This window comes from Rhizobium sp. CRRU65, from assembly GCF_048551595.1.
Classification (GTDB): domain Bacteria; phylum Pseudomonadota; class Alphaproteobacteria; order Rhizobiales; family Rhizobiaceae; genus Rhizobium; species Rhizobium leguminosarum_J.
This window is the reverse complement of sequence record NZ_JBLYZH010000026.1, coordinates 1-18,723: the sequence shown is the minus strand read 5'-3', so window position 1 is coordinate 18,723 and position 18,723 is coordinate 1. Positions and strand designations below refer to the sequence as shown.

15 protein-coding genes and 1 tRNA gene are annotated in these 18,723 nt (G+C 61.4%); 6 read left to right on the top strand and 10 right to left on the bottom strand.

The annotated features are described in order from the left end of the window. Positions 1-49: 49 nt before the first annotated feature. From ACM5SV_RS34195 to ACM5SV_RS34185, 3 genes are all read left to right on the top strand, one after another. Positions 50-787, top strand: a complete 738-nt coding sequence (locus ACM5SV_RS34195) for a 16S rRNA (uracil(1498)-N(3))-methyltransferase (protein WP_017993038.1) — start codon at positions 50-52, stop codon at positions 785-787. A gap of 147 nt (positions 788-934) precedes the next feature. Further along, complete coding sequence (locus ACM5SV_RS34190; protein ID WP_222015658.1) at positions 935-2,308, top strand: glutamate--cysteine ligase; 1,374 nt, start codon at positions 935-937, stop codon at positions 2,306-2,308. 345 nt (positions 2,309-2,653) lie between these two features. Then, a complete protein-coding gene (locus ACM5SV_RS34185) occupies positions 2,654-3,520 on the top strand; it encodes a DUF937 domain-containing protein (protein ID WP_222015660.1) in 867 nt (288 codons plus the stop codon). 159 nt (positions 3,521-3,679) lie between these two features. On the opposite strand, the gene ACM5SV_RS34180 is transcribed toward ACM5SV_RS34185, so the two are convergent. Then, positions 3,680-3,979 (bottom strand): DUF1127 domain-containing protein, encoded by a 300-nt coding sequence (locus tag ACM5SV_RS34180; RefSeq protein WP_222015661.1) that lies wholly within the window; start codon positions 3,977-3,979, stop codon positions 3,680-3,682. 213 nt (positions 3,980-4,192) lie between these two features. Between ACM5SV_RS34180 and ACM5SV_RS34175 the strand changes: the two genes are divergently transcribed. Beyond that, entirely contained in the window at positions 4,193-5,149 is a 957-nt protein-coding gene (locus tag ACM5SV_RS34175; protein ID WP_032986695.1) for a LysR substrate-binding domain-containing protein, read from the top strand. A 6-nt stretch (positions 5,150-5,155) separates the two neighbouring features. On the opposite strand, the gene ACM5SV_RS34170 is transcribed toward ACM5SV_RS34175, so the two are convergent. The 6 genes from ACM5SV_RS34170 to ACM5SV_RS34145 form a co-directional block, all read right to left on the bottom strand. Then, positions 5,156-5,797 (bottom strand): TetR/AcrR family transcriptional regulator, encoded by a 642-nt coding sequence (locus tag ACM5SV_RS34170; protein WP_113547273.1) that lies wholly within the window; start codon positions 5,795-5,797, stop codon positions 5,156-5,158. Positions 5,798-6,011: 214 nt separating this feature from the next. Next, complete coding sequence (locus ACM5SV_RS34165) at positions 6,012-9,059, bottom strand: autotransporter outer membrane beta-barrel domain-containing protein (protein WP_260690241.1); 3,048 nt, start codon at positions 9,057-9,059, stop codon at positions 6,012-6,014. Positions 9,060-9,392: 333 nt separating this feature from the next. Beyond that, positions 9,393-9,809 (bottom strand): MAPEG family protein, encoded by a 417-nt coding sequence (locus tag ACM5SV_RS34160; RefSeq protein ID WP_222015663.1) that lies wholly within the window; start codon positions 9,807-9,809, stop codon positions 9,393-9,395. A 164-nt stretch (positions 9,810-9,973) separates the two neighbouring features. After that, positions 9,974-10,528, bottom strand: a complete 555-nt coding sequence (locus ACM5SV_RS34155; protein ID WP_128440018.1) for a hypothetical protein — start codon at positions 10,526-10,528, stop codon at positions 9,974-9,976. A 2-nt stretch (positions 10,529-10,530) separates the two neighbouring features. Then, positions 10,531-12,015: an IMP dehydrogenase gene (gene guaB / locus ACM5SV_RS34150; protein ID WP_130765971.1), complete on the bottom strand. Its 1,485-nt coding sequence runs from the start codon at positions 12,013-12,015 to the stop codon at positions 10,531-10,533. 279 nt (positions 12,016-12,294) lie between these two features. Next, positions 12,295-13,287, bottom strand: a complete 993-nt coding sequence (locus ACM5SV_RS34145) for an MBL fold metallo-hydrolase (RefSeq protein WP_222015664.1) — start codon at positions 13,285-13,287, stop codon at positions 12,295-12,297. A 248-nt stretch (positions 13,288-13,535) separates the two neighbouring features. Here ACM5SV_RS34145 and ACM5SV_RS34140 point away from each other — a divergent pair, with 248 nt between their 5' ends. Continuing rightward, on the top strand, positions 13,536-14,960 hold the full coding sequence (locus tag ACM5SV_RS34140) for a DHA2 family efflux MFS transporter permease subunit (RefSeq protein WP_222015665.1): 1,425 nt from the start codon (positions 13,536-13,538) through the stop codon (positions 14,958-14,960). A gap of 86 nt (positions 14,961-15,046) precedes the next feature. Here the strand turns inward: ACM5SV_RS34140 and ACM5SV_RS34135 are convergent, their stop codons facing one another. The 3 genes from ACM5SV_RS34135 to ACM5SV_RS34125 all read right to left on the bottom strand — a co-directional run bounded on the left by ACM5SV_RS34135 (position 15,047) and on the right by ACM5SV_RS34125 (position 17,890). Continuing rightward, positions 15,047-15,430 carry a VOC family protein gene (locus tag ACM5SV_RS34135; RefSeq protein WP_012756167.1) on the bottom strand — a complete coding sequence of 128 codons (384 nt, stop codon included), beginning with the start codon at positions 15,428-15,430 and terminating at the stop codon, positions 15,047-15,049. Positions 15,431-15,587: 157 nt separating this feature from the next. Continuing rightward, the gene (locus tag ACM5SV_RS34130) at positions 15,588-16,307 is read right to left on the bottom strand and encodes an RlmE family RNA methyltransferase (protein ID WP_113547243.1); all 720 of its coding nucleotides are present in this window, start codon (positions 16,305-16,307) and stop codon (positions 15,588-15,590) included. Positions 16,308-16,321: 14 nt separating this feature from the next. Next, positions 16,322-17,890, bottom strand: coding sequence for a Ppx/GppA phosphatase family protein (locus ACM5SV_RS34125; protein WP_222015666.1), 1,569 nt, complete (start codon positions 17,888-17,890; stop codon positions 16,322-16,324). Between the two features lie 242 nt (positions 17,891-18,132). Between ACM5SV_RS34125 and ACM5SV_RS34120 the strand changes: the two genes are divergently transcribed. Then, a tRNA-Gln gene (locus ACM5SV_RS34120) sits at positions 18,133-18,206 on the top strand. Positions 18,207-18,723 lie beyond the last annotated feature (517 nt).

The following is an 18,723-nucleotide window of genomic DNA, read 5'->3' as shown; positions in this document are numbered from 1 at the left end:
AACCGCTGCACAGTTTTACGAGGCATGCTTTGAGACCCCGAGTTTTTTAATGCGCGCCAATTTTCGCATGCAACGGCTTTTCGTCGACGCGCCGCTTACGCGCGGTGCCGGCGTGGAGGCGAATGCCGATCAGTTCAACTATCTCGCCAATGTGCTGAGGATGGAGGACGGTGGGGAGATCCTGCTCTTCAACGGCCGCGACGGCGAGTGGAAGGCAACCCTTACCTTCCCCACGCGCAAACGCATCCTTTTGACGGCAACCGAAGAGACACGGCCGCAGCCGCAGCCTTGCGACCTGCATTATCTCTTTGCGCCGCTCAAGGTCGGCCGGATGGACTACCTCGTGCAGAAGGCGGTCGAAATGGGCGCCGGCCTGCTGCAGCCGGTCATGACCCAGCACGTGCAGGGCAAGATCACCAATCTCGACAAGCTGCGCGGCAATGTCGTCGAAGCGGCGGAGCAATGCGGCATTCTCGGCATTCCCGACGTGGCCGAACCGGTGAGGCTTCTCGACCTGCTCGACCGCTGGCCGAGCGAGCGCCGCATCATCTATTGCGACGAGGGCGATGCCGGGCAGAACCCGCTGCCGGTGCTCTCGGCGATCAGGGAAAGACATCTCGCTCTGCTCGTCGGGCCGGAAGGCGGCTTTTCGGAAGAAGAGCGGGCGCGGCTTCGAAGCCTCGATTTCGTCACGGCCATTCCGCTCGGACCGCGCATCCTGCGGGCCGATACGGCAGCCGTTGCGGCCCTGGCGGTGGTCCAGGCGGCGATCGGCGACTGGAACTAAGGTCGAAAACGGGTTGACATGGAAATCGCTGTTATTTTTTTGATGCGTCGTTGAAAGAATTTCACTTGCAACATGGGTGGCTTGGGTCCTAATCAGCCTTCCAACCGCCCGGCCCCCTGGGCGCCTTTTTGAATACAGGTATCCCGCATGGCCCGCGACACTACCGACCAGACACCGCTCTCTTCGGTCCAGGATCTGACCGATTATATCGCCGCCGGCAACAAGCCGCGGGAGCACTTCCGGATCGGCACCGAACACGAGAAATTCGCCTTCTTCCGCGCCGACAACAGCCCGGTTCCCTATTTCGGCGATGCCAGCATTTCGGCCCTCTTGACCGGCCTGCAAAAAAAAAGCGGCTGGGAGCCGATCACCGACGGCGGCAACATCATCGGCCTTGCCGAGCAGCATGGCATGGGCGCGATCTCGATCGAGCCCGGCGGCCAGTTCGAACTCTCCGGTGCACCGCTGGAGACGATCCACGAGACCTGCAAGGAATCGAACCAGCATCTGGCGACGCTGCGCGAAATCGCCGAGCCGATGGGCATCCGCTTCCTCGGTATCGGCGGCAGTCCGAAATGGACCTACGCGGAAACGCCGCAGATGCCGAAATCACGCTACGAGATCATGACCCGCTATATGCCGAAGGTCGGCACCCAGGGTCTCGACATGATGTACCGCACCTGCACGATCCAGGTGAACCTCGATTTTTCCTCGGAAGCCGACATGCGCAAGAAAATGCGCGTTTCGATGAAGCTGCAATCGCTGGCGACCGCGCTTTTCGCATCCTCGCCCTTCACCGAGGGCAAGCCGAACGGCCTGCTCTCCTGGCGCGGTGACATCTGGCGCGATGTCGACAATCGGCGCGCCGGCCTGCTCGATTTCAGCTTCCGCGACGATTTCGGCTTCCGCGACTATGCCGAATGGGCCCTCGACGCGCCGATGTATTTCATCGTCCGCGACGGCCGCTATCACGACTGCACCCATGTCACCTTCCGCCAGTTCATGAACGGCGCATTGAAGGGCGAGGTCGCCGATCCGGCGCCGACGATGGGGGACTGGACGAACCATCTTTCGACACTTTTCCCCGACGTGCGGCTGAAGCGTTTCCTCGAAATGCGCGGCGCCGACGGCGGCCCGTGGCGGCGCATCTGTGCGCTGCCGGCCTTCTGGGTCGGCCTGCTCTACGATGATGCAGCACTCGATGCTGCCGACGAGTTGACGAAGGATTGGACCTTTGCCGAGATCAGCGCCCTGCGCAATGCGGTTCCCGCCGAAGGGTTGAAGGCGCAATTCCGCGGGCACCCGCTCTTCGCCATGGCGCGCGAAGTGGTCGGCATATCAAGGGCCGGTCTCAAGGCGCGCGGCAAGCTCAACCGGGAAGGCCAGGACGAGACGATCTTCCTGGCGCCGCTCGACGAGGTGCTCGCCAAGAAGGCGACGCTCGCCGAGGATTTGCTGTCGCTCTATCACGGCCGCTGGCACGGCTCCGTGGAGCCGGTCTTTGAGGACTATCAGTACTGAGTCCGACCCCGGTTCCCCTTTTCCTGGAATCGCTCTGACAGCCGCTGTTTTCGCCTGTTTCCGAGCAGCGGAAGTGAAGGCCGGCGACCTAGCGCATCGTGCTTTCCGAAAATCGGAATCGATTTTCGGAAAGCACGATGCGAGGATCGAAAGAGTTGGAGCGTCCTTTGTGCGTCAGAAAGCACGCACGGCGCTCGCGTGCTCCACCGACCCGCCGCTGGAGCCTCGGCCGCATGCTCTCGCTAAATTCCTCCCTAAGTTCTTATGGCAAAAAGCAGTTTGCTCATTGCCATTTCCGGTTATAGTGGCGTTACAACGCGTCACGACCCGGGGAAAGGGACTTCCATGCTGCCACTCTTCGACATGATGATGCAGGCGCAGAACGGCGCGGCGATGGAGGCGATCGCCCGGCAGTTCAATCTCGCGCAGGAACAAGCGACGAAGGCAATGGCGGCGCTGATGCCGGCCTTTTCCGCCGGGCTGAAGCGCAGCACCAGCAATCCCTATGATTTCGTCGGGCTGATGCAGGCGGTCTCCTCCGGCAACTATGCGCGATATTTCGAGGATATGAACCGGGCGTTCACGCCAGAGGGTATTTCCGACGGCAACAACATCCTTGCCCAGCTCTTCGGCTCGAAGGAGGTTTCGCGCGCGGTCGCCGCCCAGGCGGCGCAGATGACCGGCATCGGCCAGGATATTTATAAGCGGATGCTGCCGGTGCTGGCCGATACGCTGATGGGCGGGCTTTTCAAGCAGACGACCGGCCAGATGTCTTCGCCGGTCAACCCCTTCGTCAACACGGCGATGGGCGAGACCATGCAGAAATGGCTGGAAAGCACCGGCTTTGCGCCGAAGCCGAAGACGACCCCGGACCCCAGCATCTTCGACAATCCCTTCACCCAGGCGATGCAGCTGATGTTTTCGGTACCGAAGCCGGAAGCGACATCTCAGCCGAACCCCTTCCTCGACAATCCCTTCGCCAAGGCCTTCCAGGAGATGATGGGCGGGCTCGGCCAGCAGCCGGCGGCGCAGACTAAGACCAAGACGCCGGAGGCGCCGAAGGAAGAGGCGAAGCTCAATGCCGACAGCTATACCGAGATGCTGAACGCCATGTTCGACAGCGGACTGGAAGTGCAGAAGAACTACCAGAGGAACCTGGAAGCGATCTTCGAAACCTATCGGCCTAAGCCCTCCTCGGACAAGAGTGAATAGCACTGTAGATTTTTACGCATGTCGCTATCGCCAAACCGCGGCACACTTTGCGCGACATGGTTTAGCGCATAAAAAAACCCGGAGATGGCTTGGGAAAGCCGATCACCGGGTCAAGCGGCAGGGCTATTGGCTATCACCCTGCGGGGAAACTCGCCGCTCCTACTGTTCGTAGGAGCGGAAGAGGGACAGGCGCCAGCGATTGCGCGCCGAGCGCGTCAGATGTTCCGACGGGTCCTCGAAAAAGGTCGATGCCAGGAACGCGGAGGACAGGTCGGCCCTGCTAAGGCCGATATCCCTCAGCTGAGCGTCGCTCAGATCGTGCAGCGTGTTGATCTCCATGCGATTGCGGAACCCGCGAAAGAGGGAGGTCAACGGTGCGAGGCCTGCTGCCAGACGCTGGGGAAACGTCGGGGTGAGCTTGCCGCAGTCGAGTTCTATTGTTCTGTCTGTCATCCGCATGGGACTCTCCTTTCTTTCGATTTCTTTCAGGCGCGCAACAACCCACCCCTCCCGCGAGGTCGCACGGGAAGGAGCAAGGCTGAATTGGCTCGGACAGGCAGGGTGTCTGTCCTTCACTTTGCTTGATTTGCATCCCGAAGATGCCAAAGACCTATTGATCAGTCCAACGAATGTTTCTAATGATTATCATCAGCTATCTTTATGGGTGACAACATGTCCGCGCCTCTTGATCTCGACCAATTGCAGACTTTCATCGCCATCGTCGATTCCGGCAGCTTCACCAAGGCCGCCGACAGGGTCTACAAGACCCAATCGGCCGTCTCCATGCAGATGCGCCGTCTCGAGGAACGCATCGGCAAGCAGCTGTTCATCAAGGACGGGCGGGGAAACCGGCTGACGGTCGAGGGCGAAAAGCTGCTCAACTATGCGCGGCGCATCATCCGCCTCAACAATGAGGCTATCGCCGCCTTCGACGACAACAGGCTGGAGGGGACGCTGCGCATCGGCACGCCCGATGATTATGCCGACCGCTACATGCCCGAAATCATCGGCCGCTTCGCCAAGACGCACCCGAATGTCGAGCTCTATATCGTCTGCGAGCCCTCGGTGGATCTTGCCGAACGCATGCATAAGGGCGAGCTCGACATCGCGCTCGTCACCCATAATCCGCGGGAGCGCATGTCCGATGTGGTGAGAACCGAGCCGCTCTGCTGGGTGGGCTCGGCCAACCATCCGATCCGCGACGACGCGCCGGTACCGCTTGCCGTCGGTCGGCGTGACTGCCAGTGGCGCCAGCTCGCCTGCTCGGCGCTCGATGCCGTGGGACGCGAGCACCAGATCCTGTTTACCAGCTGGTCCTGCACCGTCGTTGCCGCCGCCGTGCTGGCCGGCATGGCGGTTTCGGTGATGCCGGAATCGGCGCTGCGGACGGGCATGAAGGTGCTGAGCCAGGCGGACGGTTTTCCAGCGCTGCCGCCGGTGCAGATCGGCATCATGAAGCGGCCGGGCGTTTCGCTTTCGCTGATGAACGCGATCACCGCGCATATCACCGCCTGCCTCGACAATATCACGCCCACTGTCGTCGACGACAGCCTGGAGGCGGACGTCAAATCCGCCCAGGCGCGCCTTTATCCGCGGTTGAAGGCTGCCAATATGGTGCCAAGCTGGTAAGAGTTCTCAGGCAGCAGCCGGCACGGTCGCGGTGAAAAGAGAGGCGCGGATGACGCGCTTCCACTCATCGAGCATACGCCGTGCCAAGGCCTCCTCGCTGACGGCGGCAAGTCGGATCACGGCGCCGATCAGGTGGCTGAACAGGTAAGTGCGCGCATACATTTCTTCGTCGCAAAGGTCGGGGGCCAGCTGACGCACGGCGTCACGGAAGATGCCGGCGACGTGACCGCTATGCTCAATATTCAGCTGCAACAGATCCTGATCGGTCTCCGTTCCCATCCAGACACCGAGATAGACGGGATCGTCGTGGTAGGAATCGTAATACCAGTCGATGGTGGCGCAGACCACGTCCAGCGCCTGGTCGAGTGACCGTACGTCGGCAAACATCGCCGCCATCTTCGTCTGGATCGCCGAGGCATGCTGGTCGAACAGGGCTTTGACGATCGCCGCCTTCTCCGGGAAATACTGGTAGACCGAACCGATCGGCACCTTGGCTGCAGCGGCGAGCTCCGTCATCCGCATGGCGCTGACGCCCTTTTCGGCGATGATCTTGGCGGCGGCGGCGAGAATGAGGTCCAGCCTCTGGATGCTGCGCTCCTGCTTCGGCTTTCTGCGCAAGCCGATCCGATCCATGCTTTCCGCGCCCATGTCGTTCCCATTCTTTTTGTTCGCGGCGGAAGGCATGACATGCAGGTCTTCATCGGCCGTAAATGGAAACACTCGCATTTTAACGACCGGCAAAAGCGTATGAAAAACGGGGCTCTACGGCATTATGCTGCAACTCAAAGTGTTGCAATGTTCTTGCGCGTCTGAAAAGACGCGGGAGCGCTGCAATGCATCTCGTATTTAAATCGGGACGTTTTTAGAATTTCACCGACAGCGTCGCTTTGGCCCCATGCTGCTGCGCGTTACCGGCAATCTGGCCGGAATAGGCGATGCCGAGGATGGCGCTTTCGGTGAGGTCGAAGTCGAGCCCGGCGTCGAGAACGAAGGCGTTCTCTGCCACCGGCACGCCGGCGACGGCGAACGCGTCGCCTCCGGCAAAAGCATGCGTCGACACCGGAACGATGTCGCCGGCGGCATGCCGCCAGCCTGACATGCCGCGCAGGGTGGCGTTCGTCTCGCCCAAGCGAACCTCCATTTCGGCATGCAGGCCAAGCGTGGTGATGGTGGTGTTGGTCATGCGGCTGGAGCTGTCGAGCGCTGCCGCCCCGCCCTCTTCGGTGAAGCCCGCCGTTCGAATGCCGACATGGGTGAGATTGACGAAAGGCTCGAAAGTGGCCGCCGCCGTATCAAACCGATAGCCCAGCTCCGCAAATGCCTGCAGCGTGCCGGCATTATAGCTTGCTTCCAGCCTGTCCTCGAAGCTTCCAATAGCGACGCTGCGGCTGGTCTCGATCTCGTGCCACGTATGAGCGAGACCGGTGCGGAAGGCGAGACCGCCCCATTGCGTGCCCGCGTAAAGGCCGAGGTGATAATCGTTACTCGATCCCGATGAGCTTCGGTGCCGCGGGTCGAATTGGGAATTGCTGTAACCGGCCATCAGGCCCAGCCTGACGTCATCGAACATGGCGTCGACGCCAGCGAGAAGCCCGCCGGTCTGGTGGTTGAGGGTGGCGGCATTGCCGTCCGTGCGTGTCTCGCTTGCGCCGCCAAAAGCCGTGCTCCAGAAAACCGGCGCGTCCGAAGGATTGGCAGCGATGAGTTCCGGACCGACCGGCCAGAAAGCCTGTATCGGGATTACGCCAGCACTGGCGTCGCTAAACGCCGAACGCAGACGTTCGTTGGCGGCCTCGCGGACAAAGAGGCTTTGCGTAATCAGCGCCGTTTTGATCGAGCCATGGATTTCACCGGAAAGCGCGTCGTAACTGGCCTGAATCAGCGGCTCGTCATCGGGCAATGTGACGATGGCGTCGTAGATATCGTTGCCAGTTCCGAGATTCTCTGCAGCCTCTGCCGCGGCCATCTGGTTGCGCGTCCGTGCCATGTCGCTGAAACGTACGTTGTTGCGTTCGATCTCCAGATAGACGTTGTTCAGATCATAGGAGAGCTCCGCCGCCAGGAAGGCATAATCGGAGGTGACGGCGCCGAATGTTCCGTTGATCCCGCCAGCGGCGGTAAGGATCGTATAGGTGGAGAAAGGCTGGTAGTCGCCATTCATCCCAACATGGGTAACGCTGGCGCCGTTGAGGAACGCGGTCCCCGTGACCGAGATCAAATCGCTGGCTGTGCCAGCCGGATCGACCTCGACCTCATAGGTGGAACTGGGATCGAGGGTGAGGTTGCCGCCGATGGTCAATGTCCCGATGGAGTTGCCCGGCGCGATGGTGACGCCTGCGCCGGCGGTCACCGCACCGATATGACCCGACCCGGCCAGCGTGCCGCCCGTCATCATCAAGATGCCGCCAAGGCTGCCATTGACGATCAGGCGTCCGTCCGAAACCGTGGTCGTGCCGGCAAAGCCCGAACTGTTGCCGGTCAGGCGCAAGGTGCCGCTGCCCAGCATCGTGACGTCGCCGCTGCCGGAGAGTATGCCGCCATAGGTGGTGTTGTTCGCCTGATCGAGCGTGAGTTCGGCGCTGCCGATGACGATCTCGCCGCCGCTTCCCGAAAGCTGCGCCATCGTCAGGTCGAAGCCACCGAGATCGAATATGCCGCCATTGACCGCATAGGCGCCATTCTGCACGAAGGCACCGGCGCTGCCCGCCTGCAACGTGCCGGCCTCGACCGTCGTCACACCGGTAAAACTGCTGGTGCCCGAAAGCGTCAGTGTGCCGCTGCCCTTTTTGGTCAAGCCACCGGCGCCTTGCAAATCCGTGGCAATGCCGACGGCAAAGCCGTTCGTATCGATAAAGGCGCCGCCAGCATCAATCGTTACCTCGCCGGCGTTGAAACCGCGCAGGAAATTCGCCTCGTTGCCCGTTGCGCTGAGAATACCGCCATCGAAAACGAGGTCCGCGTCACCACCGCCTCTCTCGATATAACCGGTCTCCAGGACGCCGCGCCCGTTTGCGGCGCTTCCGGCGATCCGCACAGTTCCCGTGGCGCCCGAATCGTCGGCGATGATAACCTCGGAAGCCGAAACCGTGCCGCCATTCTCGACGCTCATACTGCCTGAACCGAATTCGCCCACGAACAGCGCGCCGGAATTGATCCAGCTCGACCCCGTATCGGTCACGCTCACCACGCCGTTGCCGTTCGAACTATAGCCGACATAACCTTCACTCGCAGTGACCGAGCCGCCATTCGAAATGGTCAGCGTTCCCGCTCCCGCCTCGCCGACCGAGATATAGCTGGAATTGCTCCAGATCGAGTTCGTGCCGGTGACGATGACCTCGCCGATGGCAGTCGTGTCGTTGCTGATAAGCCCGGCAGTGCTGCTGACCGTGCCGCCATTCGAAATGGTCAGAGTGCCGGTGCCGCTGTCGCCGATATAAAGATCCTGGGCGTTGGTCCAGGTCGAGCCGGTGCCGGTGACCGTCACCGTGCCGCTGGCGCCAGAGAAATAGCCGATACGGCCGAATATATTGTCGACAACGCCGCCTTCTTCGATATTGAGCACGCCGACACCCCGATGGCCGACGTAGAGGTCGTCGGAATTGGTCCAGGCCGAGCCCGTCCCCGTAACCGTTACCGTTCCTGCAGCGCCGGGATCGACACCGAGCACGCCGATGTCATTGCTGACTATGCCGCCATTCCGGATGACAAGGGCTGCATCGTCACCATTCTGATCGCCCACGATGAGGTTGGTATTGATTGTCCATGGACTCGGTTGCGTGCCCGCGCCGGTACCGCCCGGGTCGTTGCCATCGACGATCTCCGTGTCGTTGCCGGTGATGACCTGCGCCCATCCCGGCCCTACAGCCAGCACCAGCGCCGCAGTGCTCGCCAATCCCGTAAGTCGCAGCATGACCCTCCCTTGGATTGCCGCTCCAGATATCCTTTCGCCCATGCTCGCTCGCAAATCGTCCCCACCATCATTCGCTCGCGCAGAAATAGGCCAATCAATTTAAATATTAGTAACCATGTTATTGAAATATTCATCGACAGCGGGAACAACAGCCTTACGCCGCACGCGTTAGGCGCATGTTTTGACTGGTCTTCCAGCCTTTTCACTTTGGTGAAAACAATATCGTTGGGAATGGCTCAACGTCCGGCGGCCATATTGCCGCCGATGCCGGCAACTTGCGTCGTCGGCCTGCAACACTTACGGGCAAATAATGGGGCGGCGGCGCCTGTCGCCTCAGCTCATCAGCATCCATGCGGCAAGCCAGATCCACATGGCGCCAAGCACCAGGTAACCGGCAGCGAAGATCGGGCTGCGATAACGCAGGTCGTTGCTGGTGACGTGGACGGCGGCATGGGCGTAACGCAGGGCGACGAAGGCCCAGGCGAGGCCGAGGGCGACGAGATTGTCTGCCTCGGTGATATAGAGAAGAATGCAGCAGGCGTAGAAGAGCACCGGCAGTTCGAACTGGTTGGCGAGGCAGTTCTTGACGACAAGGCTTTCGGCCGGCTCGCCGCGGTTTTCGCGATAATCCGATTTCACGATGCTGCCGGCGCGGACCATTTTTGCGCGCCGAAGCCCAAGAAGCGCATAAAGACCATAGACCAGGGCCACATGGGCGAGCAGTGGCCAGAAGATTTGATAGCCGGTCATATGTTGGTCGTTTCCTTTCCGCTTCCGCGTTCGACGCGAGCATTAGCCGAAAGGGGAGCTGGATACCAGCATAGGGCAACGCCCCATCGACACCTGCGTCGCTAAGGCACGTCGCCGCAGGTGTCCCGGCTTTTCGACATGGAGCTGGATGGAATAACGGCGCCTCAGTCCGAGCGCGACGAGAGCCAGCGCATGACGGCGAGCCGGGCGATGAGGATGAAGCAGATGGCAAGGCTTGCGAATTTCAGCCGTGTCATCCAGGGCAGCAGGTGTGTTGCAAGACTTGCGGACGCACCCTTGCCGAAGGCCACAAGGCCCGAGATGTTCTCGCCGTAGTCGGCGATGCCGTAGATGAACGGCAGCAGGTAGATCGCCTTGCCAACGAGCGGATGCGCCGATCGGCCGAACCATGCACCGCCGGGACCGAGTTTGAGGAAGGCGAGGAACAGCAGCGCCGTCAGCAAGGCCGGAAAGATCAGCTCCGGCCCGAAATACATGGCGCGCAGCAGCCTGGTCGCCGTCTCGTTCTCATCAAGCAGCTTCTGCATGTGGAAGACCGCCGACTCGTCGTAACCGGCGAAATAGGTATCGAGCACCGCCTGGCCAGTTTCATGCTTGAACGGGACGACGAAGCCGAAGGTCGTCCAGGCGAGCACGGCAAGGCAGAGGGCTGCGAGCAGCGCGACGATCCAGAGAGGAATCCCGCTGCCCGCCTTCATGATCAGAGGCCGGCGCCCGGATAGTTCGGGCTCTCGCGGGTGATCGTCACGTCATGGGCGTGGCTTTCGCGAAGACCGGCACCGGAGATGCGCACGAAAGTGGCCCGCTCCTGGAAATCCTTGAGATCCTTGCCGCCGACATAACCCATGGCCGCCTTGAGGCCGCCGGCGAGCTGATGGATGACGCCCGAAACCGGCCCCTTGTACGGCACCTGACCTTCGATGCCCTCAGGCACGAGCTTCAGCGTGTCGCGCACCTCGGCCTGGAAGTAACGGTCGGCCGAGCCGCGGGCCATGGCGCCGACGGAGCCCATGCCGCGATAGGCCTTGAAGGAGCGTCCCTGGTAGAGATAAACCTCGCCCGGGCTCTCATCGGTGCCGGCAAGCAGCGAGCCGATCATGACGGCGGAAGCGCCGGCGGCGATCGCCTTGGCAAGATCGCCGGAGAACTTGATGCCGCCATCGGCGATGACGGGCACGTCCTGATCATTCGCGGCCTGCACCGCCGACATGATGGCGGCGAGCTGGGGCACGCCGACGCCGGCAACGATGCGCGTCGTGCAGATCGAGCCCGGGCCGATACCGACCTTGACGGCATCCGCGCCGGCATCGATCAGCGCCCTGGTGCCGTCATAGGTGGCGACGTTGCCGGCCATGATGCGCACCGAGTTGGAAAGCTTCTTGACGCGGCTGACGGCATCGAGGACGCGCTGCGAGTGGCCATGGGCGGTATCGACGACCAGAAGGTCGACACCGGCCTCGATCAGCCGCTCGGCGCGCTCGAAGCCGTCATCGCCGACGCTGATGGCGGCGGCAGCGCGAAGCCTGCCCTGCGCATCCTTGGAAGCGTTCGGGTTCAGCTGCGACTTCTCGATATCCTTGACGGTGATGAGGCCGACGCAGCGGCCTTCGGTATCGACCACCAGCAGCTTCTCGATGCGGTGCGAATGCAGCAGGCGCTTGGCCTCCTGCTGATCGACGTTTTCCTTAACGGTGACCAGATTGTCCTTGGTCATCAGTTCATGGATCTTCTGTTCCTGATCGGAAGCGAAGCGGACGTCGCGGTTGGTCAGGATCCCGACGAGGCGGCCGGACTTCTCGACGACTGGGATGCCGGAGATGCTGTAGGACTTCATGAGCCCGAGCGCATCGGCAAGCGTCGCATCGGGGCCGATCGTCACCGGATTGACGACCATGCCGCTTTCAAACTTCTTCACTTGCCGGACCTGCTCGGCCTGTTCGATCGGCGTCAGGTTGCGATGAATGACCCCGAGGCCGCCGGCCTGGGCCATGGCGATCGCCAGGCGGCTTTCGGTGACGGTATCCATGGCGGATGAAATGATCGGGATGTTGAGTTCGAAATCGCGGGCGATGCGGGTGGAGATATTCGTCTGGCCTGGCATGACCTCGGAATGTCCGGGCTGCAGCAGCACGTCGTCGAAGGTAAGCGCGTCTGCGCCGGTTGCCGTTTCAATGATACGTGCCATGGCCAAATTCCTTCATTTAATAAAAATGCGACCCTGTCCGGAAACGAATCGTCCGCCCCGGCGGTCTGCATGGGTTGCTTGGAAGTTGGCGAGGGCTGGTAACACGTCTATGACAGGAAGGAAATAGCAAAAAGCCCGGCATGTCCGCCAGGCTGGTCATGGGTGCCATGCGCCAGGAGCATTGCGGGAAAAACGCCAAGCGCTTTTCCGTTCGGAATTGCATAAAAACAAGAAGTTAGAGCGGCCCAGCGCTTCCGTGAAAGGCTGGCCCACTCCAGATCAGATGTCGAACTGATAGCTCTTCGGCACGAAGCGATAACCGCCATCCTGCCGCTCGACGAAGCCGACCGCTGGGAACGGCATGTGATAACCAAGGAAGGCGATCTTCTCGCTCGCGATCATCTCGAAGACCTTGCGGCGCGTGGCGGCTGCCTGCGCCTTGTCCATGTCGAAGCGCACCTCCCAATCCGGCCGCAGCAGCGACAGGATATAATGGTTGGCGGTATCGCCGGTGAGCACAAGGCGTTTGCCCTCGGATTCGACGTGGAACACCATATGTCCCGGCGAGTGGCCGGCCGCCAGCACCGCAGTCACACCGGGCGCGACGCTATCACCTTCCTTGATAAAAGTAGTCTTCTCGGCGAGCGGTACGACATTGGCGAGCACCGCCTTGTGGCCGCCCTCGGCAGGGGTGCCCTCACGTGCCTTGTCCGACCAGAAATCATATTCCGCCTGGCCGACGACATAGCGGGCATTCTTGAAGGCAGCCGCGCCGTTTTCCATCAGGCCGCCGATATGATCACCGTGCAGGTGGGTCAGCGCCACCAGCGTGACGTCGTCGGCCGAATATCCCGCAGCCTTCAGGCCTTCGGTCAGTTGGCCGGCGCCACGTGCGCGGCCGGCAGCGCCGAAGCCGGTGTCGACGAGGATGACATCCGAACCGGTATCGATGAGAGCCGGCGTATAGCCATTCATGAACTTGTCGGCCGGCAGGAAGTTTGCGGTCAGCAATCCCTTGACGGTTTCGGGGTCCTGATTGGTGCCGAAGGTTTCATAGGGCTTTTCGACAATGCTGGTGCCGTCACGGACGACGGTGAACGTATAGGAACCGAGCTTGAATTGATTGATCTCGGGCAAAGGCGTTCCATCCATATGATTGCGTTCTCCAGTTGCGGCCGCTTCGGCCTTCTCTCGCAAAATGACCGGCGCCGCCAGCAGGCCAAGGCCTGCGGCAAAAAGGGTGCGCCGCTTTATTCCCGACGAAATTGTCATATGTCCATCCTTCATGACGTGCGAAGCGTCGCCGCACGGCCCCCAGTGTCGATTCCGGCCGGATTTCTTGCTCCCGCCAGGTAAACATATGTCAATCTTGACAAGCGACGTTAATGCGCAAGCCGTCTCACGCAGACGTGAAGCAAACGTGTCGTCGACCCGGATTTGGGGATTGGCAGAACCTGCAGCTGGGACTAAACAGCACCGGCCTTTCCAGCTCCATTCCGCGCCCATCAAGGCTCCCGCCTATGAATCGCATCGTCCCGCTGATCCTTGCCGTCGCCCTCTTCATGGAACAGATGGACTCGACTGTCATTGCGACGGCGCTGCCGGCGATCGCGGCGGATCTCAATGTCGGGCCGATCACGCTGAAGCTGGCGCTGACCTCCTACATGGTGGCGCTGGCGGTGTTCATCCCGGTCAGCGGCTGGATGGCCGACAGGTTCGGCGCGAAGAAGATCTTCCGCCTTGCCATCTCGGTCTTCGTCATCGGCTCGATCTTCTGCGCAATTTCGTCCAACCTCGTCGAATTCGTGTTTGCCCGCTTCCTGCAGGGCATGGGCGGCGCGATGATGACGCCGGTCGGCCGCCTCGTGCTGGTGCGCACGACGCAGCGCAGCGATCTGGTCTCGGCCATGGCGCTGCTGACCATCCCCGCGCTTGTCGGCCCGCTCACCGGACCGCCGCTCGGCGGTTTCATCACCACCTATTTCAGCTGGCACTGGATCTTCCTGATCAACGTGCCAGTCGGCATCATCGGCATCTGGCTTGCGACGATCTTCCTGCCGGAGGTGGAAGCGACGGCGCCGCCGCGGCTCGATTTCACCGGTTTCGTGCTGACTTCGCTATCGGCTGCGGGCGTCGTCTTCGGCCTGTCGGTGGTCAGTCTGCCGGCCCTGCCCCCGATCATCGGCGTCACCGCCACCTTGATCGGCCTCATCTGCGGCGTCCTCTACGTGCGCCATGCCAAGCGTCATCCGGCGCCGATCCTCAATCTCAACCTGTTCAAGAACCCGACGTTTCGGGCCTCCACCTTGGGCGGCATGCTCTTTCGCATTTGCGTCGGCGCCATGCCATTCCTGACGCCGCTGATGCTGCAGCTCGGCTTCGGGCTGACGCCGTTCCAATCCGGCCCCATCACCTTTGCAGGCGCGATCGGGGCGATCACCACCAAGTTCATGGCGAAGCGCGTCTTCGCCGCCGCCGGCTTCCGCACAACGCTTCTCGGCGCCGCCATGGTAACGACCCTGGTGACTGTCGTCACCGGCCTGTTTACGCCGTCGACGCCGCATCTCGTCATCATCGGCGTGCTGCTGCTCGGCGGCTTCTCCCGCTCCTTCATGTTCACCGGGGTGAATGCGCTTGCCTTCGCCGACATCGATGATGCCGAAGCTAGCCAGGCGACATCGATGAGCTCGGTGATGCAGCAGGTCAGCCTGGCGCTCGGTGTTGCGGTCGCCGCCGCGATCCTGGAGAGCTCGATCTATTTCCGCGACGAAGCGCTGCAGGTGGCCGATTTCCACCTTGCTTTCTACATCATTGCCGGACTGACGGTCATTGCGACCATTCCCTTCATCCGAATGGACCGCAATGCCGGCGCACTCGTTTCCGGCCACCGCTTGAAGACGATGACGGCCGCAACTGTTGAAGCCGAACAGCACGCGGTGAAATAAAGCATGTCGCGCAAAAGTGTGCAGCAGTTTTGCGGGAACGACATGCGTGGAAACAAAGACCTAAAGCGCGAGGAGCGAAGGCACCGCTACTGCGGGTTTTCGCAGACCGCAGAGAGCTTGTTACCGTCGAGATCACGCACATAGGCGGCATAGAATTGGGCATGGTAGGAGCGCAGGCCGGGCTCGCCCTCATCCACGGCGCCTGCCGCGATTGCCGCCGCATGGAAGGCATCGACATCAGCCCGCGTTTCGGCTGCAAGCGCCACCATGGCGCCATTGCCTGAGGTTGCCCGGCGGTGATTGAACGGCGTCACCACCCAGAAGCGGCAGCGCGTATCGCCCTCGGCGGAATAGCCGATTTCCTCTTCGGAAGAGCGCTGACGGCGATAGCCGAGGGGAGACAGCACGGCATCATAAAAATGCCCTGCGCGATACAGGTCGTTGGTTCCGAGCGTGACGTAAAGAAGCATGGGATCAGCGGTTCAAATCCTGACAGCGCGGTGCGCCCTTCAGACACGCAAAGGACGCGGCAACGCTTTCCATTGCTGCATATCTTATCCTTAAATCGATACCGTTTTAAGGAGTTATGCAGTTGATCGCCATCATCCGTCGGGACCGGCCCGAAGATCAAGCTTCCTCTGCGTTGCCTTCGGCCTTGCGTCCCTTGAACCCCTTGGCCAGCAGGAACATCTCGACTGATTCGGCGCGCGACGAGTTCGGTTTGACATGGACGACCTGGCGGAAGTTCTGCTTGAGCATGGCAAGCAGCTCACGCTCGGTGCCGCCCTGGAAGGTCTTGGTGAGGAAGTGCCCGCCTTCCCCCAGCACTTCGACGGCGAAATGCGCCGCCACCTCACAGAGATGCATGGTGCGCAGATGGTCGGTGCGGTGGTGGCCGGTGGTGGGCGCCGCCATGTCGGAGATGACGAGATCAGGCGTGCCGCCGACGGCCTCCAACAGCTTTTCCGGCGCACTGGGATCGAGGAAATCCAGCTGCAGGATCTTGACCCCCGGCAGCTGGGTCATTTCGAGGAAATCGATCGCAGCCACACGAATATCATCATCTGTCGAACCGGTGACTTTGGCGGCGATCTGCGACCAGCTGCCGGGGGCAGCGCCGAGATCGATAATGCGCCTGGCGCCGCGCAGGATATGATGTTTCTCGTCGATCTCCAGCAGCTTGAAGGCGGCACGGGCGCGATAGCCTTCGAGCTGGGCGCGCTGCACATAGGGATCGTTGATGTGGCGCTCCAGCCATTGGCGGGAGGAGGCCTTCATCTTCTTGTTCTTGACGCGCTGGCCGAGCTTGCGGCCGGTGCGGTTTCCCGCGATCGGTGCCTTGGTCATGCCTATTCCTTATCTCACGATCTCACGCGCTGGCCGCGGCGGTTGCGGTTGCGCCGCCACACGCCGTCATCGGCCATCATGTCGGTGAGCAAGCCTTCCCTCAAGCCGCGATCGGCAACGCGCATGCGCGGGCTCGGCCAGCGGCGGCGGATCGCCTCGAGAATGGCGCAGCCGGCGAGCACCAGATCGGCCCGGTCAGGCCCGATGCAGGGATTGGCGGCACGGCTTGCGAAATCCCAGGAGAGAAGCTTTGCCTGCATGGCGGAGACCTCGTCGTCGGATAGCCAGATGCCATCGACCTTGCGCCGGTCATAACGCGGCAGGTCGAGATGCACGCCGGCCAGCGTCGTCACCGTGCCCGATGTGCCGATCAGGTGAAAGTCGCCGGTCTGGGCGACCTCGATCTCCGGGCAATCGAAGCTTCCAAGCATGCCTTCGACTTCACGCACCATGCCTTCGAAGGCCTCCGGCGTGACGTCGTGCCCGCCATGGCGCTCCGACAGGGTCACGACGCCGACCGGCAACGAGGTCCAGTGGGTGATGTGATTGGCAAGGCGGCTGAAGCGATTGTCGCCGATGCGGATGACGGCAATCTCCGACGAGCCGCCGCCGATATCGAAGAGCACGACGGAGCGCGTCTCACGACCGACCAGCGAAGAGCAGCCAGAGACGGCCAGCCGCGCCTCTGTCTCACGATCGATGATCTCGAGCGCGAGGCCGGTTTCGGCAACGACCCGGCTGAGGAATTCCTCGCCATTGACGGCCTGGCGGCAGGCTTCGGTGGCGATCAGCCGCATGCGGCGGATCTGCCGGTTCCTGAGCTTGGAGGCGCAGATCCTCAGCGCCTCGATCGCCCTCTCCATCGCCTCATCCGACAGGCGGCCACTTGCCGCAAGGCCTTCACCGAGGCGCACGATGCGGGAAAAGGCGTCGACGACGCGAAATTGTCCTGGACGGGTAGGCTGGGCAATGAGCAGACGGCAATTGTTGGTGCCGAGATCGAGGGCGGCGTAGAGCTCCTCCGGCCACACATGCTCGCCGGCCTGACGATCCCCCGGATGCCCGGAATGGGACTGGCTTTCCTGGCGCCCCCTGCGGTTGGCGCTTGCGCCATTCAGTGTTTCACGCAGTTCGGCCCTGAGCACCGATTCTTCTGCGCGGCTTTCCTGCTGCTGGGCGCCTGATGGTTTTGCCGATGTCAACGGCCGGCCCTGCAGACCGCGCTTGCCGCGGTGCTTGCGGCGGTTGCGGCGGCTCGGCGTTGAATCGCTATCGGAGCGGACAGCATTGCCTGCCGCTGCCGTCTGTTCCATTGCCTGGGGGAGAGGTGAACCGTCCTGCACAGCACCATGGCCACCACGACGGCGACGCTTGCGCTTGCGGGCCGGATTCCCGGCTGCATCTTCTATCGGGCGCGCAGGCTGTCCGGCACCGCCGGAAGGCTCATGCGAAGCGGGATGAGCCGCGTTGCGGGATTGCCCGCCACGTTTGCCCTTGCGGCGCCTGGACTTCTTGCCGTCCTTGCGCCCTGCCGCCAACGCCCCGTCAAATTGCGGCTTTGCGCCGCCTTCGGGGTCTTTCACGTTGTTTTTCCATCGCGCCGCGCAAGTCCTGAGGTATGCAGCAGGCGCTCATTCGATTTTTGCGTTGCGGTAAGAATATCAGCGCCCGCCGAAATCGCCAAATTCTTTTTTGGACAGGGGATTTGCAGCGATTTCACCGTTCCCCAGCAGCACCGATTTTTTTCAAAACAGCTATTTGCAATCCCCCGGCTTTTGGTTATAAGCGCCGCACACCAGCCGACCGCCCGCCGGTTCGCTTATGCTGGGGAATAGTTCAATGGTAGAACGACGGACTCTGACTCCGTTAATCTTGGTTCGAATCCAGGTTCCCCAGCCAATATTTCACTAAGCGATTGATTTTACGACAAAACGGGTTTGCTTTTATCTGCCTCCCGTCCCCTCCCCCAATGCCTGCTTCCTTTTCGCTGCCCTGATCACTTGGATCGACGGGCGCAGCATGTCGGCGAATCCGACATCCTGGCTTGGGCGAGCATCTTGCAGCAGCTGCGCATTACACACCGCCCATTTCGATTTTTTTTGATTTCGGGCGCGCCGTGGTGGGCAGCGATGGTAGGCGCTAATTGGCGTCGGCCTGACGTCTTCTCGCTTCTGGAATAACCCATCGCCAAAATTGGTCAGCGACTGGGAAAACAAATGAGGCTTCGACATACGCATCCTGTTTCTGGCTGCCGAGAAGGTCATCCGCCGTAAGGGCATACGGCATTAAGTTACCTACTTCTGATAGATAAGTCGGTGCAGAAGACCTTGATTTCCGATTATTTCAGTTGCGCTCGTTGCAGAAAGCGACAAGAAGGTGGTTGTCTATTGATCTGCGAGACGCTGGTAAGCAATGC